Below are 16,776 nucleotides of genomic sequence, written 5' to 3' on the forward strand. Positions count from 1 at the left end.
CGCAATTGTGTCGTATGTGACATGTTATAGCGCGTAGCTAAATTCTGCTTTAGGAAACGGAATTTAGTATTTTGCTTCTATTTGCTTCTTGTGATATAACCATCAGCCGTAGTTGCCGAACAGCGCTACCATTACTGGCTACAGTTAAGCTTGCAGATGGGACGGTATACGAGTGATAATTTTTATTAGAAGCCGACAGCAAATAAGCAGATCGCGCTAACCTGCAGGGCAACCCTGCGTATTGACAATAAGCCGGAAATAGACTGCTGAATTACCAGCCAAGCACGTGTGTCTGTTTCCTTTTTGTTTTCAAATCTCACCTTTCTATGGCAACCAAAACCACTGATAAGAAGCCGGCCGCTGCCAAAAAAACGGCGGCTGATGCACCCAAAAAATCGAATGGCGCTGCCGTTAACCAGGGCAAGATTCAGCCCGGTAATGTAGAGCAGCCTATTGTTAACCAACGCGCCGCCGCTATTCAAAAATTTGGTGTCGTGTCTCCTCGCATGCCAGTAGGACTGGAGGAGAAAGTGCGCCAGCAGAGCGTTGACATGCTCAATCAACTTCTGGTAGACACTATTACTATCCGTGATCTATACAAAAAGCATCATTGGCAGGTAGTAGGACCTACTTTTTACCAGTTGCATTTGCTCTACGATAAGCATTACGAAGAGCAAAGCGTATTGGTAGACGCCATTGCAGAACGTATTCAGCTTCTGGGTGGAGTAAGCTTGGCCATGGCTGCCGATATTGCCGAAACGACTCATATTCCGCGTCCGCCCCGCGACCGGGAAGAAGCACCCGTGCAGGTATCACGCTTGCTCGAAGCCCACGAGATTATTTTGAAAGAGTGCCACGAGTATGCCAAGAAGGCGGACGAATCGGGCGACGACGGAACCAATGACCTGATTGTTAGTCAGCTGATTCGGACAAACGAGCTGCAAACCTGGTTTGTATCAGAACACGTAGTTGACACACCGCTGGCTCGTTCTTAGCCAACTCTCAAATAACAGAAACCGATGATACGGCGGTCTTTCCAATGGGAGAGGCCGCCGTGTTTTTGTCAGAATGAAGCCTTGTTACTCCTGAAAAAGCTTCCCAATAATTTGGCTGAGCCTTCAATAGTGAAAAAATACCGCCTGGCATTTGCGTAGGGCGTTACGAGTACCTACTTTTGTGCCCACTTCGCCGCCTCAGCGAAGCCGGAAACGCAGGTTTCCAGAATAAAGCCTTTTGTCAGCCTACTGCGCACGTGGTGAAACTGGTAGACACGCCATCTTGAGGGGGTGGTGCCCTCCGGGTGTGGGAGTTCGAATCTCCCCGCGCGCACAAACAAAAAAGCCCGACCGTAATTGGTCGGGCTTTTTTGTTGCTTGCTATAAAGATTATAGGCCTATAGGTTGGCTTCTTTATAGAAGCGCAACTATTTGCCCCCCACGCGCTCGAAAGGGTTAGCGGGCACCACCAACACTACTTTTTCCCGCTCTACGAGCACCTGGCCGGGCAAAGCGCCTTTAGGCTTTCGCACAAATTTCTTGGGTGTAACGGTAACCGGACAAAGCGAGTCGTGCTGACGGCGCGAGTACCAAGCTGCCAGCTGGGCTGCGCGCTCTACCACCGTAGCCGGCACCGCATAGCCCGACCGATGCCGAATAACCACATGAGACCCAGTTACGTCCTTGGCGTGCAGCCAAAGGTCTTCTTTGTGGGCATAACGCTGAGTGAGCAGGTCGTTGTTGGCTGCATTGCGCCCCACCAGAATAGTAAAGCCTTCATCCTCAAATACTTTAAATGGTAGCTCAGTAGCGGCTTTAGCCTTGGTTTCGGGTTGTAAGTCGTGGGTCTTGCGCCAGGTGCGTAGGGCGCGCAAGTCCAGAATGCCCCCCAACTCCTCCAGACGCTCTAAGCACCAGAAGGCGTCGGACTCCCTGCGCTCTACTCGCTCCTGTAACTGCCGCGTTTCAATTTGCTGGTTTTTGGCCTTGCGGTAGAGGTTTTGGGCTGTGCGCTGAGGCGTCTCGGTAGGTTTGAGCTTAATCGTACGGGGCTGATTATCCTGATAAAAATCAACGACTTCCACCTGCGCAGCCCCAACTGGAATCTGGGTAAGATGAGCCATAATAAGGTCGGCGGTCTGGCGGTAGCTGGCGCCGTGCTCCAGGGCATGTAGGCGGGCGCGGGCTTGACTGGCGCTGGTAGTTGCTTCTTCGGCCCGGCGCTCCAGTTGCTGCCTTACCTGTCGTGACTCCGTTTCGTATGCCCGCCGACTCAGGAACAGCGGCACAAAGGCACGCAATGCCGCTATCGGCTCGGGCGGTAGGGTTTGCTCTATTTCCCCTAAGGGCAGTAAACTCAGGCGGGTGCGACCCTCCAGATTAATGATGTAGAACTGCTGCGGGTTTTCCAGGAGTGCTACAACCTCCTGTACTCTCTTTTCCTTGTCGAGTTCGAGTGCTGAATCGTAACCATGCACCCGCAGGTAGCGGGGGGGCAAATCGCCAAGCGCCGGGTAACTTTTCAGTGGGTCAGCGGCTAGGTTGGGCGTTAACGCATCAGCAGTAGGTAGAGGCGCCAAATTGGCGTCGGTGGTATAGCGTTGGTGAAATAGCTGAGCGGGTGCATCTGGAGCCGGACGGAAAATAGCATTTGGACGCGGGCCGTAAAGCTTGAAAAGCAGGGAAGCGCCATCAGTAAATTGTAATGTAAGTACCCGGTCGTTGGGAAAAACGTCGGCGCCAGCCACGGTGCGGCCCAGTAAATCCGGTAGCAGATCAACGGAGTTGGTACGGGTGCGGTGAAAGCTGGTTGGCAGAGCTAGAACCGGGAAAGAAGCGGTTAGCTGAGCCTTGAGCCAAAACTCGGTGCTACCATTAGCCAGACCAATTACTAACTCGTCTTTTTCCTGAGAAAAGCAGGCCGCAACCACGTAGCCCGATAGCTGCGCGGCTAAAGCAGGAGCGAGTTGGCGCAGGAAATAGTAGTTATTATGCACAGATGATGACGATGCCCTCGCATACGGGAGGTATACTTAATACAGCAACCAATTCTATGATTTGGTGCTGACAACACACGAAAGGGCAGAAAAGAAACTGCCGGAGGCTACATCTCTATCTTTAGCCCATCGTAGGCTAGCCGGATAAACTCCGGTAGTTCTGCCTCTACATCGCGGTGGCGCCCCAGCAGGTGGCTAATATGCGTAAGATAACCGCGCTGGGGGGCTAAATCCGTCAGAATGTCTACCGCTTCGGGCAACGAGAAATGCGAAATATGCGGCTCCCGCCGCAAAGCGTTCAGCACAATCACCCGCGAACCCCTAATCCGCTCCATGGATGCCGGTGAGATGTAATTAGCGTCGGTCAGGTAGGTGAAATCGCCGATTCGATAGCCTAGTACCGGGAGCTTATAATGCAAGGCTCTGATGGGATGCACCTCAATGCCTTCTACTGAAAAGCTATTGTGGTCATCTAGGATGGGAATGGTTTGCACGCGGGGCACACCGGGGTATTTGTATTCGGCAAAAATGTAGGCAAACTCCCGTTTTAGCTGATCAAGTACACGCTGCTCAGCATACACAGGCATATCGCGCTGCTGCTTAAAGTTATACGAGCGGATATCGTCCATCCCGGCCGTGTGGTCTTTGTGTTCATGGGTGAAAAGCAGCGCATCAAGGTGGTCAACCCGCTCGCGCAATACCTGCTGGCGAAAGTCGGGGCCCGAGTCAATGACGATACTTTTGCCCCCCACCGCCACGTGCACCGCCACGCGCAGGCGCTTATCACGATAATCCAGGGAGCGACAAACGGCGCAGTGACACCCAATGACGGGTACGCCCTGCGAGGTGCCCGAACCGAGAATGGTAATTTGCATGCCAGATAAAAATCAGCTGTCGGGCGTGCCGCGCAGCTCCAATACAATGGCCAAGATACGGCCTACTTGCTACTCACAACCGGGACCGCTGTTTTGCTCGTTGTAATTTAAAAATGCCTGAGTTTCTTCCTTGATCTGCTCGCGGGGCAAGCCATCTTTCACACCTAGCGAGATTTTACGCACCAATACGCCCACAATAGCCTTGCGAAAACCAAGCTTACAGGCCATATCAACGCAGAACTCCATCTCGTGGTCATCAATCACGCCATCGGCCAGCATCATATCCACCAAATCGAATATTTGATCGAAGCGCTCGGAGTCGTTATCGGGCAGGAGCATGTTTACGCTGCCTGAATTAGCCACCACACTACGCACATCAGCAGGGCGCATACCATTTTTTTGGCCAATAGCCACAATAAAGCTCATTTCCCGCTCATCAATATGACCATCAGCCTTAGCCAGCGCGGCCAGGTTCACGATATGGCTTTTGATCTTCTTGGTTTGCTCATTTTCAAAAAAACCAAACATACAGAGCGTTGCTTAAGTACAGGGTGGGATGGGAACGGTGCAAATAGTCGAAACGCAGGATCCGACCAAATGGTAAGGTAGGAGATTGACCCGAAGGTTCCAATAGCGCCCTTTACGCAGATGGCCAAAAAACAGCCAGCTACGGGGGGCTTTTTAGAAGTCGGCAATTGACTGCTGCAATATTAGCTGGTATTTGCCACCTTTGCCCCGCCGCTTTAGGCAGCTTTCAATTCTGATTAATGATGAAACGTATTGCAGTTTTTACCAGTGGTGGCGATTCGCCCGGCATGAATGCCTGTATCCGTGCCGTAGTGCGCACGGCCGTGTACCACGGTATTGAGGTTTATGGTATCATGCGCGGCTTTAAGGGCATGATTAAAGGAGAAATCGTGAAGCTTGACTCGGCCTCGGTTTCGAACACGGTGCAGAAAGGTGGCACGCTGCTCAAATCAGCCCGCAGCCAGACATTCATGACCAAAGAAGGACGGCAGCAAGCCTTCGACCAGCTTAGCAATCATAAAATTGACGGCTTGGTAGCTATCGGCGGCAACGGTACGTTTACTGGGGCTATGCTCTTTGAGCAGGAGTTTGGAATTCCAACAGTAGGCGCGCCCGGCACGATTGATAACGACCTTTACGGCACTGATTACACCATCGGCTACGATACGGCCGTGAATACAGCGCTGGAAGCGATTGATAAAATACGCGACACGGCCGACTCGCACGACCGTTGCTTCTTTATTGAGGTAATGGGCCGCGATTCGGGCTATATCGCCATTCCGTGCGCTATTGGCGGCGGGGCCGAAATCGTGATGATTCCGGAAACGCAGATGTCGACGGAAGCAGTCATTGACACCTTGCGAACGGGCTGGAAGCGCTCCAAAACCTCTTTTATCGTCATTGTAGCGGAAGGCGACGAAGAGAATAACGCCACTACGGTAGCTGCCAAAGTAAAAGAAGCCATTCCTGAGCTGGACACCCGCGTCACCATCATTGGTCACGTACAGCGCGGCGGCTCCCCAACTGCCGCTGACCGCCTCTTGGGCTCTCAGATTGGTATTGCAGCAGTGGAGGGCCTGATGAATGGCATGCATAACGTGATGGCTGGCATCGTGGACCGCAAGCTCGTTTACACGCCTTTTCACGAAACCATTTATAAGAAAAAGCTTATCAATCAGAGCTTTATGCGAATGGTAGAGATTCTGTCTGTATAGAATTTAACGAGAATTCATCTTCTTAAAAGCGCCTGAAGGGGCGCTTTTTTGTATGTGGTCGAGAAGATTATTTTTACTATATAAATTACCGAATATTCACTCTACTATTAAATTTTGGCATTTATTATGACCTCCTTCTATTCCCGGCTTTATTTAGTCGTAATGCTTAATGCCAGCGTCTTTATAGCTAGCGCACAAACTCCCGAATCATCTTCTCCTTCTACCTTACAATTAGGAATCGGAACTGCAGGAATGGGCACTGGCGATTATGTTTTGCTTAAAGCCCAGGTAGAATACGGGCGGCTTTTCAAGCGTCACTTAAGTACAGGTACTCGGCTGGCATTGGCTGGTGGCAATCGCGAGAACATTGCTACAGTCTACAATTCTCAGCGCCCTGGTGGCAATGGCGTTAATGTGCCTTACGCACTGAGTTATCAGACCGCCAATTTGGAGCAAGAGTTTTACATTTATCCATTTGGAAATGACAAAGAAATACGCTTTTTCGCGGGTGGCGGTGGCTACGTTGGCTATTCCACCCGTTATGGCGCTCCTGCAAATCATCTCAACTTCACAACTAACGAGGCTACCCTTGACTTAGATCATGAAGAAGGCTGGCACGCTGGATATATGTTCTCTATCAACCTTGATCTAGCACTTGGAAGTGAGCAAAACTGGCGAGTAGGCGGCAAAGCATCATTTCAGAACGATACTTTTGCCAACTCGCTAGCTTCCTTGCAATTTAACGTGGGTCGACGTTTTTAACTTCCCTTACGTGGCTCCACCGTGGTGTGAGAAATCAACAACGCCATGATTTCCTCTTCGGCAGTATCAGGATGCAGCCAGTGGTACTCCGGGTCGCGGCGCAGCCAAGTGAGTTGGCGCTTGGCGTAGCGGCGGGTGTTGCGCTTAAGAAGGCGCACGGTTTCGGGCCAGTCCTGCTTATCATCCAGAAAATCAAATATTTCCTGATACCCCACGGTTTGCAGGGCGTTGTGGTGTCGATGGGTGGCTACCGATTCAACCTCTGCCAGTAGGCCCGCCGCCAGCATCTCATCTACGCGCTGATCAATGCGGGCGTACAACGCTTCCCGCTCCCGCGTAAGGGCAATTTTCAGGGATTGAAATGGGCGCTGGGGGGCATTTTTTTGCGCATGAAAGCTTGAAAACGGTTGGCCCGTTCCGCGCGTAACTTCTAAAGCACGTAGCACTCGCTGCGGATTCTGGCGGTCGAGGCGGGCATGAGTAACTGGGTCAGTGGCCAGCAATTCAGCAACCAGCGGCTCTAGGCCGTGCGCCGCTAATTCCTGCTGCAAACCAATTCGCACCTCTGGCTCAATGGGCGGCATCACGTCAAAGCCCTCCGTCACAGCCTGCAAATACAGACCCGAGCCGCCCGTCAGAATAACGACAGCGTGCTCCTGAAATAACTGTTCTAGCAGAGTCAGGCAATCTACCTCGAAGCGGCCCGCGTTATAATCCTCTGTAATAAAGTGTGAATCAATAAAATAGTGCGGCACTCCCTGCATTTCGGTAGCGGTAGGTTTGGCGGTGCCAATGCTCAGCTCCCGAAAAAACTGCCGCGAGTCGGCCGATACCACAACGGTTTGCAGGCGTTGGGCCAGTCGAACACACAGCGCCGTTTTGCCTACGGCCGTAGGACCAGTGACGACAAGGAGAGTGGGGCGGTGGGGGGCTTTTTTTGATAAAAAATCGAGCATAGTCAGGCCGGTATAGATACCGGTTGGAGTAAGGTAGCGTAGAGTGCCAGCAAAGTTTGCTCCTCACGCTGCCAGTTCAGCTCAAGGCGGGCCCGACGGCAGTTGGAAGCTAGCTGATGATAACGCTCAGGATCATCAAATAATAGCCGGTTGATAGCCGCGGCTAAGGCATCGGGCGTTAGCTCTACTACCTCCGCTACGTCGTACAAATCATTCAGGCGACGGTATTCCGGGAAGTCTACAATGAGCTGAGGCACAGCGGCGTGCAGATAATCGAAAAACTTATTGGCCAGAGAATAATAGTAGCTCAAGCCACGGTTTTCGAGCAGCATAATGCCCAAAGATGCCTGCCGCGTAATTAGACGTAACTCGTCGGGTAGCACAAACCCCCGAAATTCAACCTGCCCGCTGGCCAGCAGCCCTAATTTCTGAGCCCGCTCCCGCAACGAAGCAGATAAGTCGCCTTCGCCACAAATTATTAAGCGAACCTTTATTTGGGGCATCGCATCGAGGAGTGCTTCCAGGCCACGTCCCTCATTCAACACTCCTTGGTAGAGAATATATCCGTTGGCAGGGTCTGCCATGGGAGTGGGGGGCAATTCTGCCACCTCAAGGCGACTTATGTTGCGCACTACAGCAAATGGTTGGCCGTATTGTTGCACAAACCAATCAGCTAAAGCTGGCCCAACTGTGTAGGCTAAGGTAGTTCGAGGTACAATAAATTTTTCTACCTGCTGCCACACGCGTTTTATTATCGGACGACCCACAACTTCAGGTACTTCCGTAAATAATTCGTGCGCGTCATACACAAAAGGCTGGCCGCCCAACGTAGCCCGCAGCCAAATCGGAAGCGCAGTATCTAAGTCGATGGCGCACCAGATGGATGCTCGCTGCCGAATTAAATACAAAAACAATTTTAAATTATATTCTAAATAGAATAACTTGCCTTTTTTAAATAAACACCGTAACCGATGCTGCTTGTATGGCTGGGGGCTAAGAGGCTGAGAATGCGGCCATTCGCGCCCGATTAAAAGTACTGAGTAACCATGAGCAGCCAAACTGCCGCAAATACGCTGCATACGCTGGTCATAGTTTAAATCGGTGGTGACCGCAAAGAGCAAAGGGCGCATATGAAAGCGGGCACAAAACGCTATTTACCGATAGGCGAGAGCAAATGGTAAAGCGCAGTTTTTGATATATTTTTGACAAATTTAGAAGTTAAACCGCGTACCGGCCGGTGGTTTAATTTGAGTTGACCTGCCGGTGCTACCTCTTGCAATGCCTATTCGCTCCGCATCATCGCTTCCTCCTTCCGCGCTGGGAGCCATGCCGGCTCAGCCCGACTTCTACCAAACCTTGTTTGACGATGCATATGATGGATTATTACTCTACGACGAGCAGGGCCGACTGGTAGATTGCAACCAGACGGCTTTGCGCATGCTGGGCACCACGCGGCCTATGCTGCTGGCTTCCGGCCTGATGGCCTTTGCTATGCCGCCTGCCGATGAACGCCAGGATCATTGGCTCTCAGAACTCATGCTTCGCGAAGCCGTGCTGCTGACAGCTCGGACGGGCGAGCGATTCTCGAAGTGGTGGCATGGCCGGCGTACCGATCATGTAATGATAGATGGTTGGGTAACGCTTCACCGCATTCAGCTGCCCGTAGGCATGCGCGTGCAACTCACGCTACGCGATGTAACCAAGGGTCGTCGTCGCCACGAAGCGGGCGAGCAGCGCCAGCAGGCCGATAGGACGCAGCAGCAATTGCGTGATGTGCTAAGCCGTACTGATTTGTCGTATGTATTGGTAAATCGTGAAGGTATCATTCAGGATGTCAATGACTTTTTTCTGAATTTCACGGAGTACTCACGTGCTGAGCTGATCGGAAAAAATTATTTTGATCTGTTCCCGCCAGCTTCCGATCAGGAGTTGAGCCGCCAAGCGTTTTTGCAAAACATCAGAGAGGAAAGCGTTGCTGATGCATGTGAGTTTCCGCTCGTAACCAAGCTGGGCCAGACGCGGCTGGTGCATTGGCACGTGGAGTTTGCCCGCGACTTTGATCAAAATGTGACGGGGGCCTTTTTTGTGGGCCGCGACCACACCGACCGGCTGGTGGCCGCCCGCGCCCTCACCGACAACCGCAATCGCCTCCAAGACTTTCTTGACAATGCCCACGATCTGATTCAGAACCTGAGCATTGATAACCGCTTTCTGTTTGTGAACAAAGCCTGGAAAGAAAAGCTAGGCTACACCGACGATGACCTTACTCAGCTAACTCTCAACGAGGTAGTGCATCCCTACTACAAAGCCAAGCTGCTTTATCAGCTGCGTAATTTGTATAAAGGGGAGAAAGTAAATAAGCTTGAAACCGTATTCCTGACCAAAACGGGCAAGCCCGTTCACCTGATTGGAAGTATATCCTGCTCCTGGCAGGATAACGAGCCGGTTTCGACCCGCGCCATTCTGCACGACATTACCGACCGCATCAAGGCGGAGCGCTTACAGAAGGTGTATTACAGCATTGCCAATCTGGCGATTAGCTCCAAAGATTTGAACTCGCTTTACGGCGCAATTCATCGGGAGCTGAGCAAGATTATCGAAACCAATAACTTCTATATTGCCCTCTGCGACGACGCCCGCACCACGTTGCAGTTTGCGTATTTCGTGGATCAAAACTCCCAAGGCAGCCGGGGCATGGGTGCTCGTCCGTTCTCAACGGGTGTATCGGAATATATCATCCAGACGGGGCGGCCGCAGTTTTTGCTGAAGCAGGAGCTACACGATCTGATTGCGGATGGTACCATTACCGCTTTTGGCCTGATGCCGGAGGTAATGCTGTGTTCTCCGCTGAGCATTGGGGAGCGCATCATCGGTGTAATAGCCGTGCAGGATTATCACAAAGCCGACGCCTACGCGACGACTGATATTGAGATTCTGCACTTCATTTCCAACCAGGTAGCTCTGGCCATTGAGCGCAAGCGCAATGAGGAGATGATTAATAAGCAGAACGCGCGTCTGAATGCCATTTTCGAAAGCGGCTCCCATTTGATGTGGTCCGTAGATATGCATTCGCGTCTCACATCCTTCAACCGCAACTACGCCGCCTATTTCCTGCGGCGCAACGGTGTGTACCCGGCGCTGAATGTGAACCTCTGGCAGGCCGATATGGCCATGATGGACGAGGAGGCGCACGATATTTTTCAGGAGAATTACAAAAAAGCCTTCCAGGGCCTGGCTCAGCGGTTTGAAGTGCGCCTGCGCGATGCTCGCGGTCAGGATACGTGGCGGGAAATCTACCTCAACCCGATTTACCTCGACGACGGCTCCTTTGAGGAGATTTCGGGCATGGCCCACGATATCACGGCGACGAAGAACTCACAGCTAGAGCTGGCCGCTCAGGAAGAGAAGTTCCGAGCCATCTTCGAGTCTTTCCAGGATATCTACTATCGAACCGACGACCAGGGTATCATCACTATCGTGAGTCCTTCGGTGTATGATGTACTGGGTTACAAGCCGGAAGAAGTACTGGGTAAGCGCATTGTGGATTACTATGTAAACCCAGTTGATCGTGACCAACTACTACTTGAAGTTTCAACTGTAGGGGCGCTGCGCAACTTCGAAGCGGCTCTGCGGCATAAAGATGGGCACGCGGTACCGCTGCTCATAAACGCTCGTGCGGTATCGGGCGCGATGAGCGGGACAGAAGGTATTGCGCGCGACATCACCGAGCTGAATCAGATTCAAGAAGATCTGCGGGGGGCTAAAAATGAAGCGGAGGCTGCTTTACATGCCAAAACGCAGTTCTTGGCCAACATGAGCCACGAGCTGCGGACGCCCATGAACGGCATTATCGGCATGATTGACCTGCTGCACCAGACTGTAGCAAGTGAGGAGCAGGAAGACTATGTGGATACGCTGCGCAAGTCGTCGGATGCGCTGCTGGCTATTTTAAATGATATTCTGGACTTGTCGAAAATACAGGCGGGTAAGCTTCAACTCAGCGAGTCTGGCATTGATCTGACTTACACGCTTGACAAACTGCACTCGCTGTTCTCGAACCGTGCGGCCCAGAAGGATCTGCAGTTCAAGTACAACGTGACGCCGCACACGCCGCGCTTCATTCATACGGATGAAACGCGCCTGCTCCAGATTCTATCAAACCTCACCTCCAACGCCATCAAGTTCACTTCTCAAGGGCTGGTGAATATTCAGGTTTCGTCGGTATCGACGGATGGTGATAACCACACGTTGCGCTTTGCTGTGCAGGATTCGGGTATTGGTATTTCGTCGGAGAATGAGAAGTTGCTGTTCACCAATTTCACGCAGCTTGATACCACACCGACTAAGTCGTTCGGTGGTACCGGTTTGGGCCTGGCCATCAGCAAGCAGTTAGCGGAGCTGCTGGGGGGCGAAATTGGGGTTATATCCAATGAAGGCGTCGGTAGCACGTTCTGGTTTACGATTCAGTGCAAGGTGGCGCGCAATGAGGAGGAGATTTTGCAGGAGCGCATTACGGCCCGCGAGCGGACGCAGGAAGTATCGCACTTCGAAAATGCCCCCCAGGTGCTGCTCGTCGATGATAACCCAATTAACCAAAAGGTAGCCGTGCGGCTGCTCGACCGTCTGGGCTGTAAGATTGACGTGGCCAGCGACGGGTTTGAAGCAATCAGCAAAGCCACCGATCCGAAGGCCACCTACGATGTCATCTTCATGGACATTCAGATGCCGGAGATGGATGGTGTGACGGCCATGAACGAGATTCGGCGTCGCTTAGGCAAAAAAACGCCCCCAGTAGTGGCCATGACGGCTTATTCCATGAAGGAAGACGCGGAGCGCTTTGTGCAGGAAGGCATGGATGATTACGTGTCGAAGCCCGTCAAGACTCAGGACCTATACGCGGTTCTGCGGCGCTGGACCACGATAACGATGGAGCCTGCCATAACTCCCCGCCTCGTGGGTGTAGAAGCAGCCGTGCAGGAACCCGAACCAGTGCCTGCACCCGCGCCGGTTGCTGAGCCGCTGCCCGAAGACACGGCCAGCAGCATTGATACTGCCGTGTTAGAGCAGCTGCGTCAGTTAGGGGGAAGTGAGTTTGCGGCGCAACTGTATGAGGACTTTGAGCGGGAGGTCAGCCAACTATTAGATGAGGCCACGGCGCTGGTTAAGGCAAAAGAGTACGCTCTGATTCTGCCACATTTACACCAACTGAAAGGCACAGGCTTCACATTGGGCATAAATAAGCTGGCCGAATGCGCTAAGAGTCTGGAACATACTATTAAAGAAGGTAAGTTTACCGGCATTGATCAGCGTTTCTCCTCCTTGTTGCGTTACTTTAGGGAGTTCGTTGCAACTTACCCTGAAGTTACCCAAGCAGTTTAATTCAACTTATACCCAATACTTTCTGGTCTTTTCTCTCCACCTCATCTGAAACTAAATCTATTCCATCATGGCCGAGTCCAAAACGATTCTGATTGCGGAGGATAGCTCCGTTATTCTGAACCTGACCAAAAAAATTCTGGAACTGCAGAAATACCACATCCTTTCGGCCAAAAACGGGAATGAGGTCATCAAGCAGATGGAAAGTCAGTCCATCGATTGCGTATTGATGGACATCAACATTCCGGTAAAAGACGGGATGGAGTGCACCCGCGAAATCCGGCGCAGCTCTAACCCGCAGGTTGCGCAGGTTCCTATTATTGCTATCACTGGCAATGCGAACAACTACTCCATGGAGCAGTTCCGCGAAGCTGGCATCACCGATTATCTGCCGAAGCCTCTCGACTTTGATGCCTTGGTACGGGTAGTAAAGCAGTACGTAGGATAAAAAGATTACCCAAGAAGGACCTTATTATGGAAGAACAGCTGTCTTAAAACGGCCTGTTCTTCCATGATAAGGTCCTTTCTATGTGTGGATGGGCTGATGCTTTAGTGACCAGTTACGTATGTTATTGCTCGCAAAAGAGCCGCACAAGCTTCATCAATTTCATGATCAGCGATGGTAAGTGGCGGAGCTAGGCGAAGAGAGTTGTCGCAGAACAAAAACCAGTCGGTCAGAATACCTTCATATTCTAGGGCGCGATCAATAATGGGCTTGAGGACATCGTAGGAATCAAATTCAACGGCCATCAGTAAGCCCTGCCCGCGTACATCCTTGATAGCTGGGTGCACAAGCTGGCGGCGAAACCGGGCGGCTTTTTCCGCTACGCCCGCTAATAGGTTTTCCTCTAAAATAACGCGCAGTGTAGCTAACGAAGCCGCGCAGGAAACCGGATGCCCCCCAAATGTAGTGCAATGGCCTAGCACCGGGTTGCTGCGGATGCCCGCCATAATAGCCTGAGGGGCAATAAAGGCCCCTATAGGCATGCCGCCGCCCATCCCTTTAGCGCAAACCAGAATATCAGGCCATATTCTAAACTGCTCGAAGGCCCAGAAGGAGCCTGTGCGCCCAAAGCCACACTGAATCTCGTCCAGAATAAGCAGTGTGCCGGTGTAGAGGCAGCGCTTGCGAAGGGCTTGCAAGTAGTTGTTCTCCGGCACTCGTACACCCGCTTCCCCTTGCACCGTTTCGATGATGACAGCCGCCGTGCGTTCGGTAATGTGCTCCAGGTCAGTGAAGTCGTTGAACTCTATGTGGTGGACATCGGGCAAAAGAGGTCGGTAGCTGCGCTTAAATTCCTCCGATCCGGTAACGGACAGTGCTCCGTGGGTGGAGCCGTGGTAGGCGCGGTGACAGGAAATCAGCTCGGTGCGGCCAGTGTGGCGTTTCGCTAGCTTTAAGGCTCCCTCAACCGCCTCGGTGCCTGAATTGGTGAAGTATACCGCGTCGAGGTGGGCTGGCAAGGTTTGGTATAGAGCGTGGGCCAATTCTGCTGGTGGCGCCTGCACTAACTCGCCGTACACCATCAGATGTAAGTATTTATCAAGCTGATTCTGAATGGCTTGAATAACCTTTGGGTGACGATGACCTACGTTGCTTACTCCAATACCCGAAATCAAATCTAAATAGCGCCTGCCATCGGGACCATACATATATATGCCTTCCGCCCGCTCTATTTCCAGAAGTAGGGGAGAGTCGGATGTCTGGGCTTGATGCCGAAGGAAGAGTTGGCGAGGGGTAAGCATGCGAATGGGTAAAAAGATTCTGGGGGGCAAAAGTAAGCACCGCAAGGTCGGTAGTAAGGTGTTGCTTGCTCTTAAGCGCAATTCCACGTTTACGCTTGAATTTTGCCCCCCAGCTGATAGCCAGTAACCAACAAAAAAAGAGGCTGAATGCTCAGCCTCTTTTACTTTCCGGAAAGTACGCTTACCTAGTTGGCGTTTCCTGGGTTGACTGCCGGTCTGCCTGACCGTCCGCGCGGCCCGTTAGCCTGACGCTCGGTTTTCATTTCCTTCATCATCACGCGGCCAAACTCGCGCTCTGCCTTATATAACTGTGCTACCTGCCGGGCTGAAATCACCTTCTGAAATTTGGCGAAATAATCCTCCGTCATATTCAGCTCATTTTTCGACACGGCAATGATCTGCTTGAGATTGTCGCGGGCCTGGTCGTCGGTCATGGTGGGCGTAGCACTGCGGCGCAGCTGATCGTGGGAGCGGCGTAGCTCACGGCGCTTGGTGCTGTATTCATTATACAAAGGCCAGAAACGTTGACCTTGCTCGGGGGTAAGCGCTACTTCGCGGGTGATGTAGGCAATGCGCGCATTTTCAATACGGGCCTCAATATCGGCGGAGCGGGTGTTTTGGGCGCGCAGGTTTGGTAAGGCAATTAGCAGAAGCACCAACGCCAAACCTAAGCGAGAAAAAAGGGAATTATTCATAGTGGGAAGAAGGCAAAAAGAGATAAAAGTTCGGTTAGTAGTAAGCTTCATCAAGGGTGGGAGGCCCCAGTGCAGCTTCCAATTCCTGGGGTGAGGCTTGCAGGAAATAAGCCATTAGGTTGTCATCGGGTAAGGGCAAGCTGGCCAAGTCCTCGGTTTCCAACTGATTGTTGACGGCCAGATACTCAATCAGGGCGGCATCGGGCACGGTGGCCAGCGCGGTCGTGGGGGGCAAATTGGGGGTTTGTATAGTAGGCTGACTCAGGTAGAAAGCTGTCGAAAAGCCCCCCAGCACTACCGCTGAGGCCAAAGCCGTGCGTAGCGGTCGGGATAGGTTTGTCAGCCAGCCCCACGTCACCGACTCAGAGGTAGCTTCGGGCTGCACGCGCGCCATTATCTGGCGCGGCAGCTGGTCGAAGTAACCGGCTGGGGGCGAGGCTAGTGGTGGTTGCGGCCGGCGTGGGTGGTCATCGAGCCGAAAAGGAGTTTTCATATGCATTGGATGCGACTGGGGCCGCGAGGTTTAATCGGCGGAAGATTCTTCGGTAACGTATTGCTCAATCTTTTTTACAGCGTGGTGATAGGAAGCTTTCAGGGCGCCTACCGAAGTGCCCGTGACGTCGGCCATCTGCTCGTAGGTCATATCGTCGTAATATTTGAGGTTGAACACGAGGCGCTGTTTGTCGGGGAGGCGCAGAATGGCTTTTTGCAGCTTGCGCTCTATCTCATGACCGGCCAGCAGCGGGTCGGCTTCGATTTTGGCCGCTAATTCGGCCCCCACATCATTTAGCGGCAGAAAAAACTTGCGACGCTTGCTTTGCAGAAAGCTCAGGCACTCGTTGGTGGCAATCCGGTAAATCCAGGTGTAGAGAGAGGCATCCTGGCGGAAGTTGCCAAGGTGATTCCACACCTTCACAAAGGTATCCTGGGTGAGGTCGTCGGCATCATTGTGGTCTACCACCATCTTGCGCACATGCCAGTACACCTTCTGCTGATACTTGCGCACCAGCTGGTTGAACGCCACATTGCGAGCCGCCGGGTCTTGGAACTTGAGGAGGATTTCTTGGTCTTCCAAGTAGGAGGGAGAGGAGTTAAAGGACGCTGACGGTGATTAGACGCGAAGGGCAAGAGGAGGTTTAATGCGAAGAAGTAGTTAGCCTGATAATTGCCAACTCCGCGATAGAGGCGTGTGGACCTCCGGGACACTTATGTATCTAGCCGGAGTGCCCACCTTATTTGTATTCATTTATAGACAAGAGCGGCCGTAGCGCACCAACTACGGTCCGGCTTACGCCCACTGCTTGATTTCGACACCGACTCGAAGCGCATAGCGCAGTACGAGCGCGGCGGCAAAGGAAAGAAAGACCGCAGCTTACCATTGCCGGAAAGCCTGTTGCACCTACTGCGTGAACAGTTCCGGCAGTTTCGCCCGCCCCATTTATTTTTGTTTGAGGGAATGCAGCATGGGGAGCCCTACAGTGACCGTAGCCTACAACAAGTAGTGAAACAAGCCGCGGCCCGTGCCAGTATTCGGCGGCCGGTTACGCTGCACATGCTGCGCCATTCTTATGCCACCCATTTACTGGAGGCTGACATTGATATTCGCCTTATTTAGGACTTACTGGGTCACAG

15 protein-coding genes and 1 tRNA gene are annotated in these 16,776 nt (G+C 52.4%); 7 read left to right on the forward strand and 9 right to left on the reverse strand.

The genetic code is table 11. The features are described from left to right. Positions 1–326 precede the first annotated feature (326 nt). Together H8B13_RS01540 and H8B13_RS01545 are read left to right on the forward strand one after the other, a co-directional pair. On the forward strand, positions 327–995 hold the full coding sequence (locus tag H8B13_RS01540; RefSeq protein ID WP_187309068.1) for a Dps family protein: 669 nt from the start codon (positions 327–329) through the stop codon (positions 993–995). A 251-nt stretch (positions 996–1,246) separates the two neighbouring features. After that, positions 1,247–1,329, forward strand: a tRNA-Leu gene (locus H8B13_RS01545). Between the two features lie 94 nt (positions 1,330–1,423). Here H8B13_RS01545 and H8B13_RS01550 read toward each other — a convergent pair. From H8B13_RS01550 to H8B13_RS01560, 3 genes are all read right to left on the reverse strand, one after another. Then, positions 1,424–2,992, reverse strand: a complete 1,569-nt coding sequence (locus H8B13_RS01550) for an NFACT RNA binding domain-containing protein (protein WP_187309069.1) — start codon at positions 2,990–2,992, stop codon at positions 1,424–1,426. A gap of 107 nt (positions 2,993–3,099) precedes the next feature. Continuing rightward, entirely contained in the window at positions 3,100–3,867 is a 768-nt protein-coding gene (locus H8B13_RS01555; protein WP_187309070.1) for an MBL fold metallo-hydrolase, read from the reverse strand. A gap of 69 nt (positions 3,868–3,936) precedes the next feature. Then, positions 3,937–4,395: a TerB family tellurite resistance protein gene (locus tag H8B13_RS01560; protein ID WP_187309071.1), complete on the reverse strand. Its 459-nt coding sequence runs from the start codon at positions 4,393–4,395 to the stop codon at positions 3,937–3,939. A 242-nt stretch (positions 4,396–4,637) separates the two neighbouring features. Here H8B13_RS01560 and pfkA point away from each other — a divergent pair, with 242 nt between their 5' ends. Together pfkA and H8B13_RS01570 are read left to right on the forward strand one after the other, a co-directional pair. Then, entirely contained in the window at positions 4,638–5,609 is a 972-nt protein-coding gene (gene pfkA / locus H8B13_RS01565) for a 6-phosphofructokinase (RefSeq protein ID WP_187309537.1), read from the forward strand. A 114-nt stretch (positions 5,610–5,723) separates the two neighbouring features. Beyond that, positions 5,724–6,371 (forward strand): hypothetical protein, encoded by a 648-nt coding sequence (locus H8B13_RS01570; RefSeq protein ID WP_187309072.1) that lies wholly within the window; start codon positions 5,724–5,726, stop codon positions 6,369–6,371. Here the strand turns inward: H8B13_RS01570 and miaA are convergent. Next, complete coding sequence (gene miaA, locus H8B13_RS01575) at positions 6,368–7,327, reverse strand: tRNA (adenosine(37)-N6)-dimethylallyltransferase MiaA (RefSeq protein WP_187309073.1); 960 nt, start codon at positions 7,325–7,327, stop codon at positions 6,368–6,370. The two genes, H8B13_RS01570 and miaA, sit on opposite strands and share 4 nt — an antisense overlap. A gap of 2 nt (positions 7,328–7,329) precedes the next feature. Beyond that, complete coding sequence (locus H8B13_RS01580) at positions 7,330–8,457, reverse strand: glycosyltransferase (RefSeq protein ID WP_187309074.1); 1,128 nt, start codon at positions 8,455–8,457, stop codon at positions 7,330–7,332. A 148-nt stretch (positions 8,458–8,605) separates the two neighbouring features. On the opposite strand from H8B13_RS01580, the gene H8B13_RS01585 reads away from it, so the two are divergent. Together H8B13_RS01585 and H8B13_RS01590 are read left to right on the forward strand one after the other, a co-directional pair. Continuing rightward, entirely contained in the window at positions 8,606–12,706 is a 4,101-nt protein-coding gene (locus H8B13_RS01585) for a PAS domain S-box protein (RefSeq protein WP_261990183.1), read from the forward strand. A gap of 67 nt (positions 12,707–12,773) precedes the next feature. Further along, positions 12,774–13,151 carry a response regulator gene (locus tag H8B13_RS01590; RefSeq protein ID WP_187309075.1) on the forward strand — a complete coding sequence of 126 codons (378 nt, stop codon included), beginning with the start codon at positions 12,774–12,776 and terminating at the stop codon, positions 13,149–13,151. Between the two features lie 101 nt (positions 13,152–13,252). On the opposite strand, the gene H8B13_RS01595 is transcribed toward H8B13_RS01590, so the two are convergent. From H8B13_RS01595 to H8B13_RS01610, 4 genes are all read right to left on the reverse strand, one after another. Beyond that, positions 13,253–14,449, reverse strand: coding sequence for an aspartate aminotransferase family protein (locus H8B13_RS01595; RefSeq protein WP_187309076.1), 1,197 nt, complete (start codon positions 14,447–14,449; stop codon positions 13,253–13,255). Between the two features lie 185 nt (positions 14,450–14,634). Further along, positions 14,635–15,144, reverse strand: coding sequence for a hypothetical protein (locus H8B13_RS01600; protein WP_187309077.1), 510 nt, complete (start codon positions 15,142–15,144; stop codon positions 14,635–14,637). Between the two features lie 34 nt (positions 15,145–15,178). Then, complete coding sequence (locus H8B13_RS01605) at positions 15,179–15,637, reverse strand: hypothetical protein (RefSeq protein ID WP_187309078.1); 459 nt, start codon at positions 15,635–15,637, stop codon at positions 15,179–15,181. A 30-nt stretch (positions 15,638–15,667) separates the two neighbouring features. Further along, a complete protein-coding gene (locus H8B13_RS01610; protein WP_187309079.1) occupies positions 15,668–16,219 on the reverse strand; it encodes an RNA polymerase sigma factor in 552 nt (183 codons plus the stop codon). A gap of 222 nt (positions 16,220–16,441) precedes the next feature. Between H8B13_RS01610 and H8B13_RS01615 the strand changes: the two genes are divergently transcribed. Further along, positions 16,442–16,759 (forward strand): tyrosine-type recombinase/integrase, encoded by a 318-nt coding sequence (locus tag H8B13_RS01615; protein WP_187309539.1) that lies wholly within the window; start codon positions 16,442–16,444, stop codon positions 16,757–16,759. Positions 16,760–16,776: the final 17 nt, after the last annotated feature.

It is taken from the genome of Hymenobacter sp. BT188 (assembly GCF_014333585.1).
In the GTDB taxonomy this organism is placed as follows: domain Bacteria; phylum Bacteroidota; class Bacteroidia; order Cytophagales; family Hymenobacteraceae; genus Hymenobacter.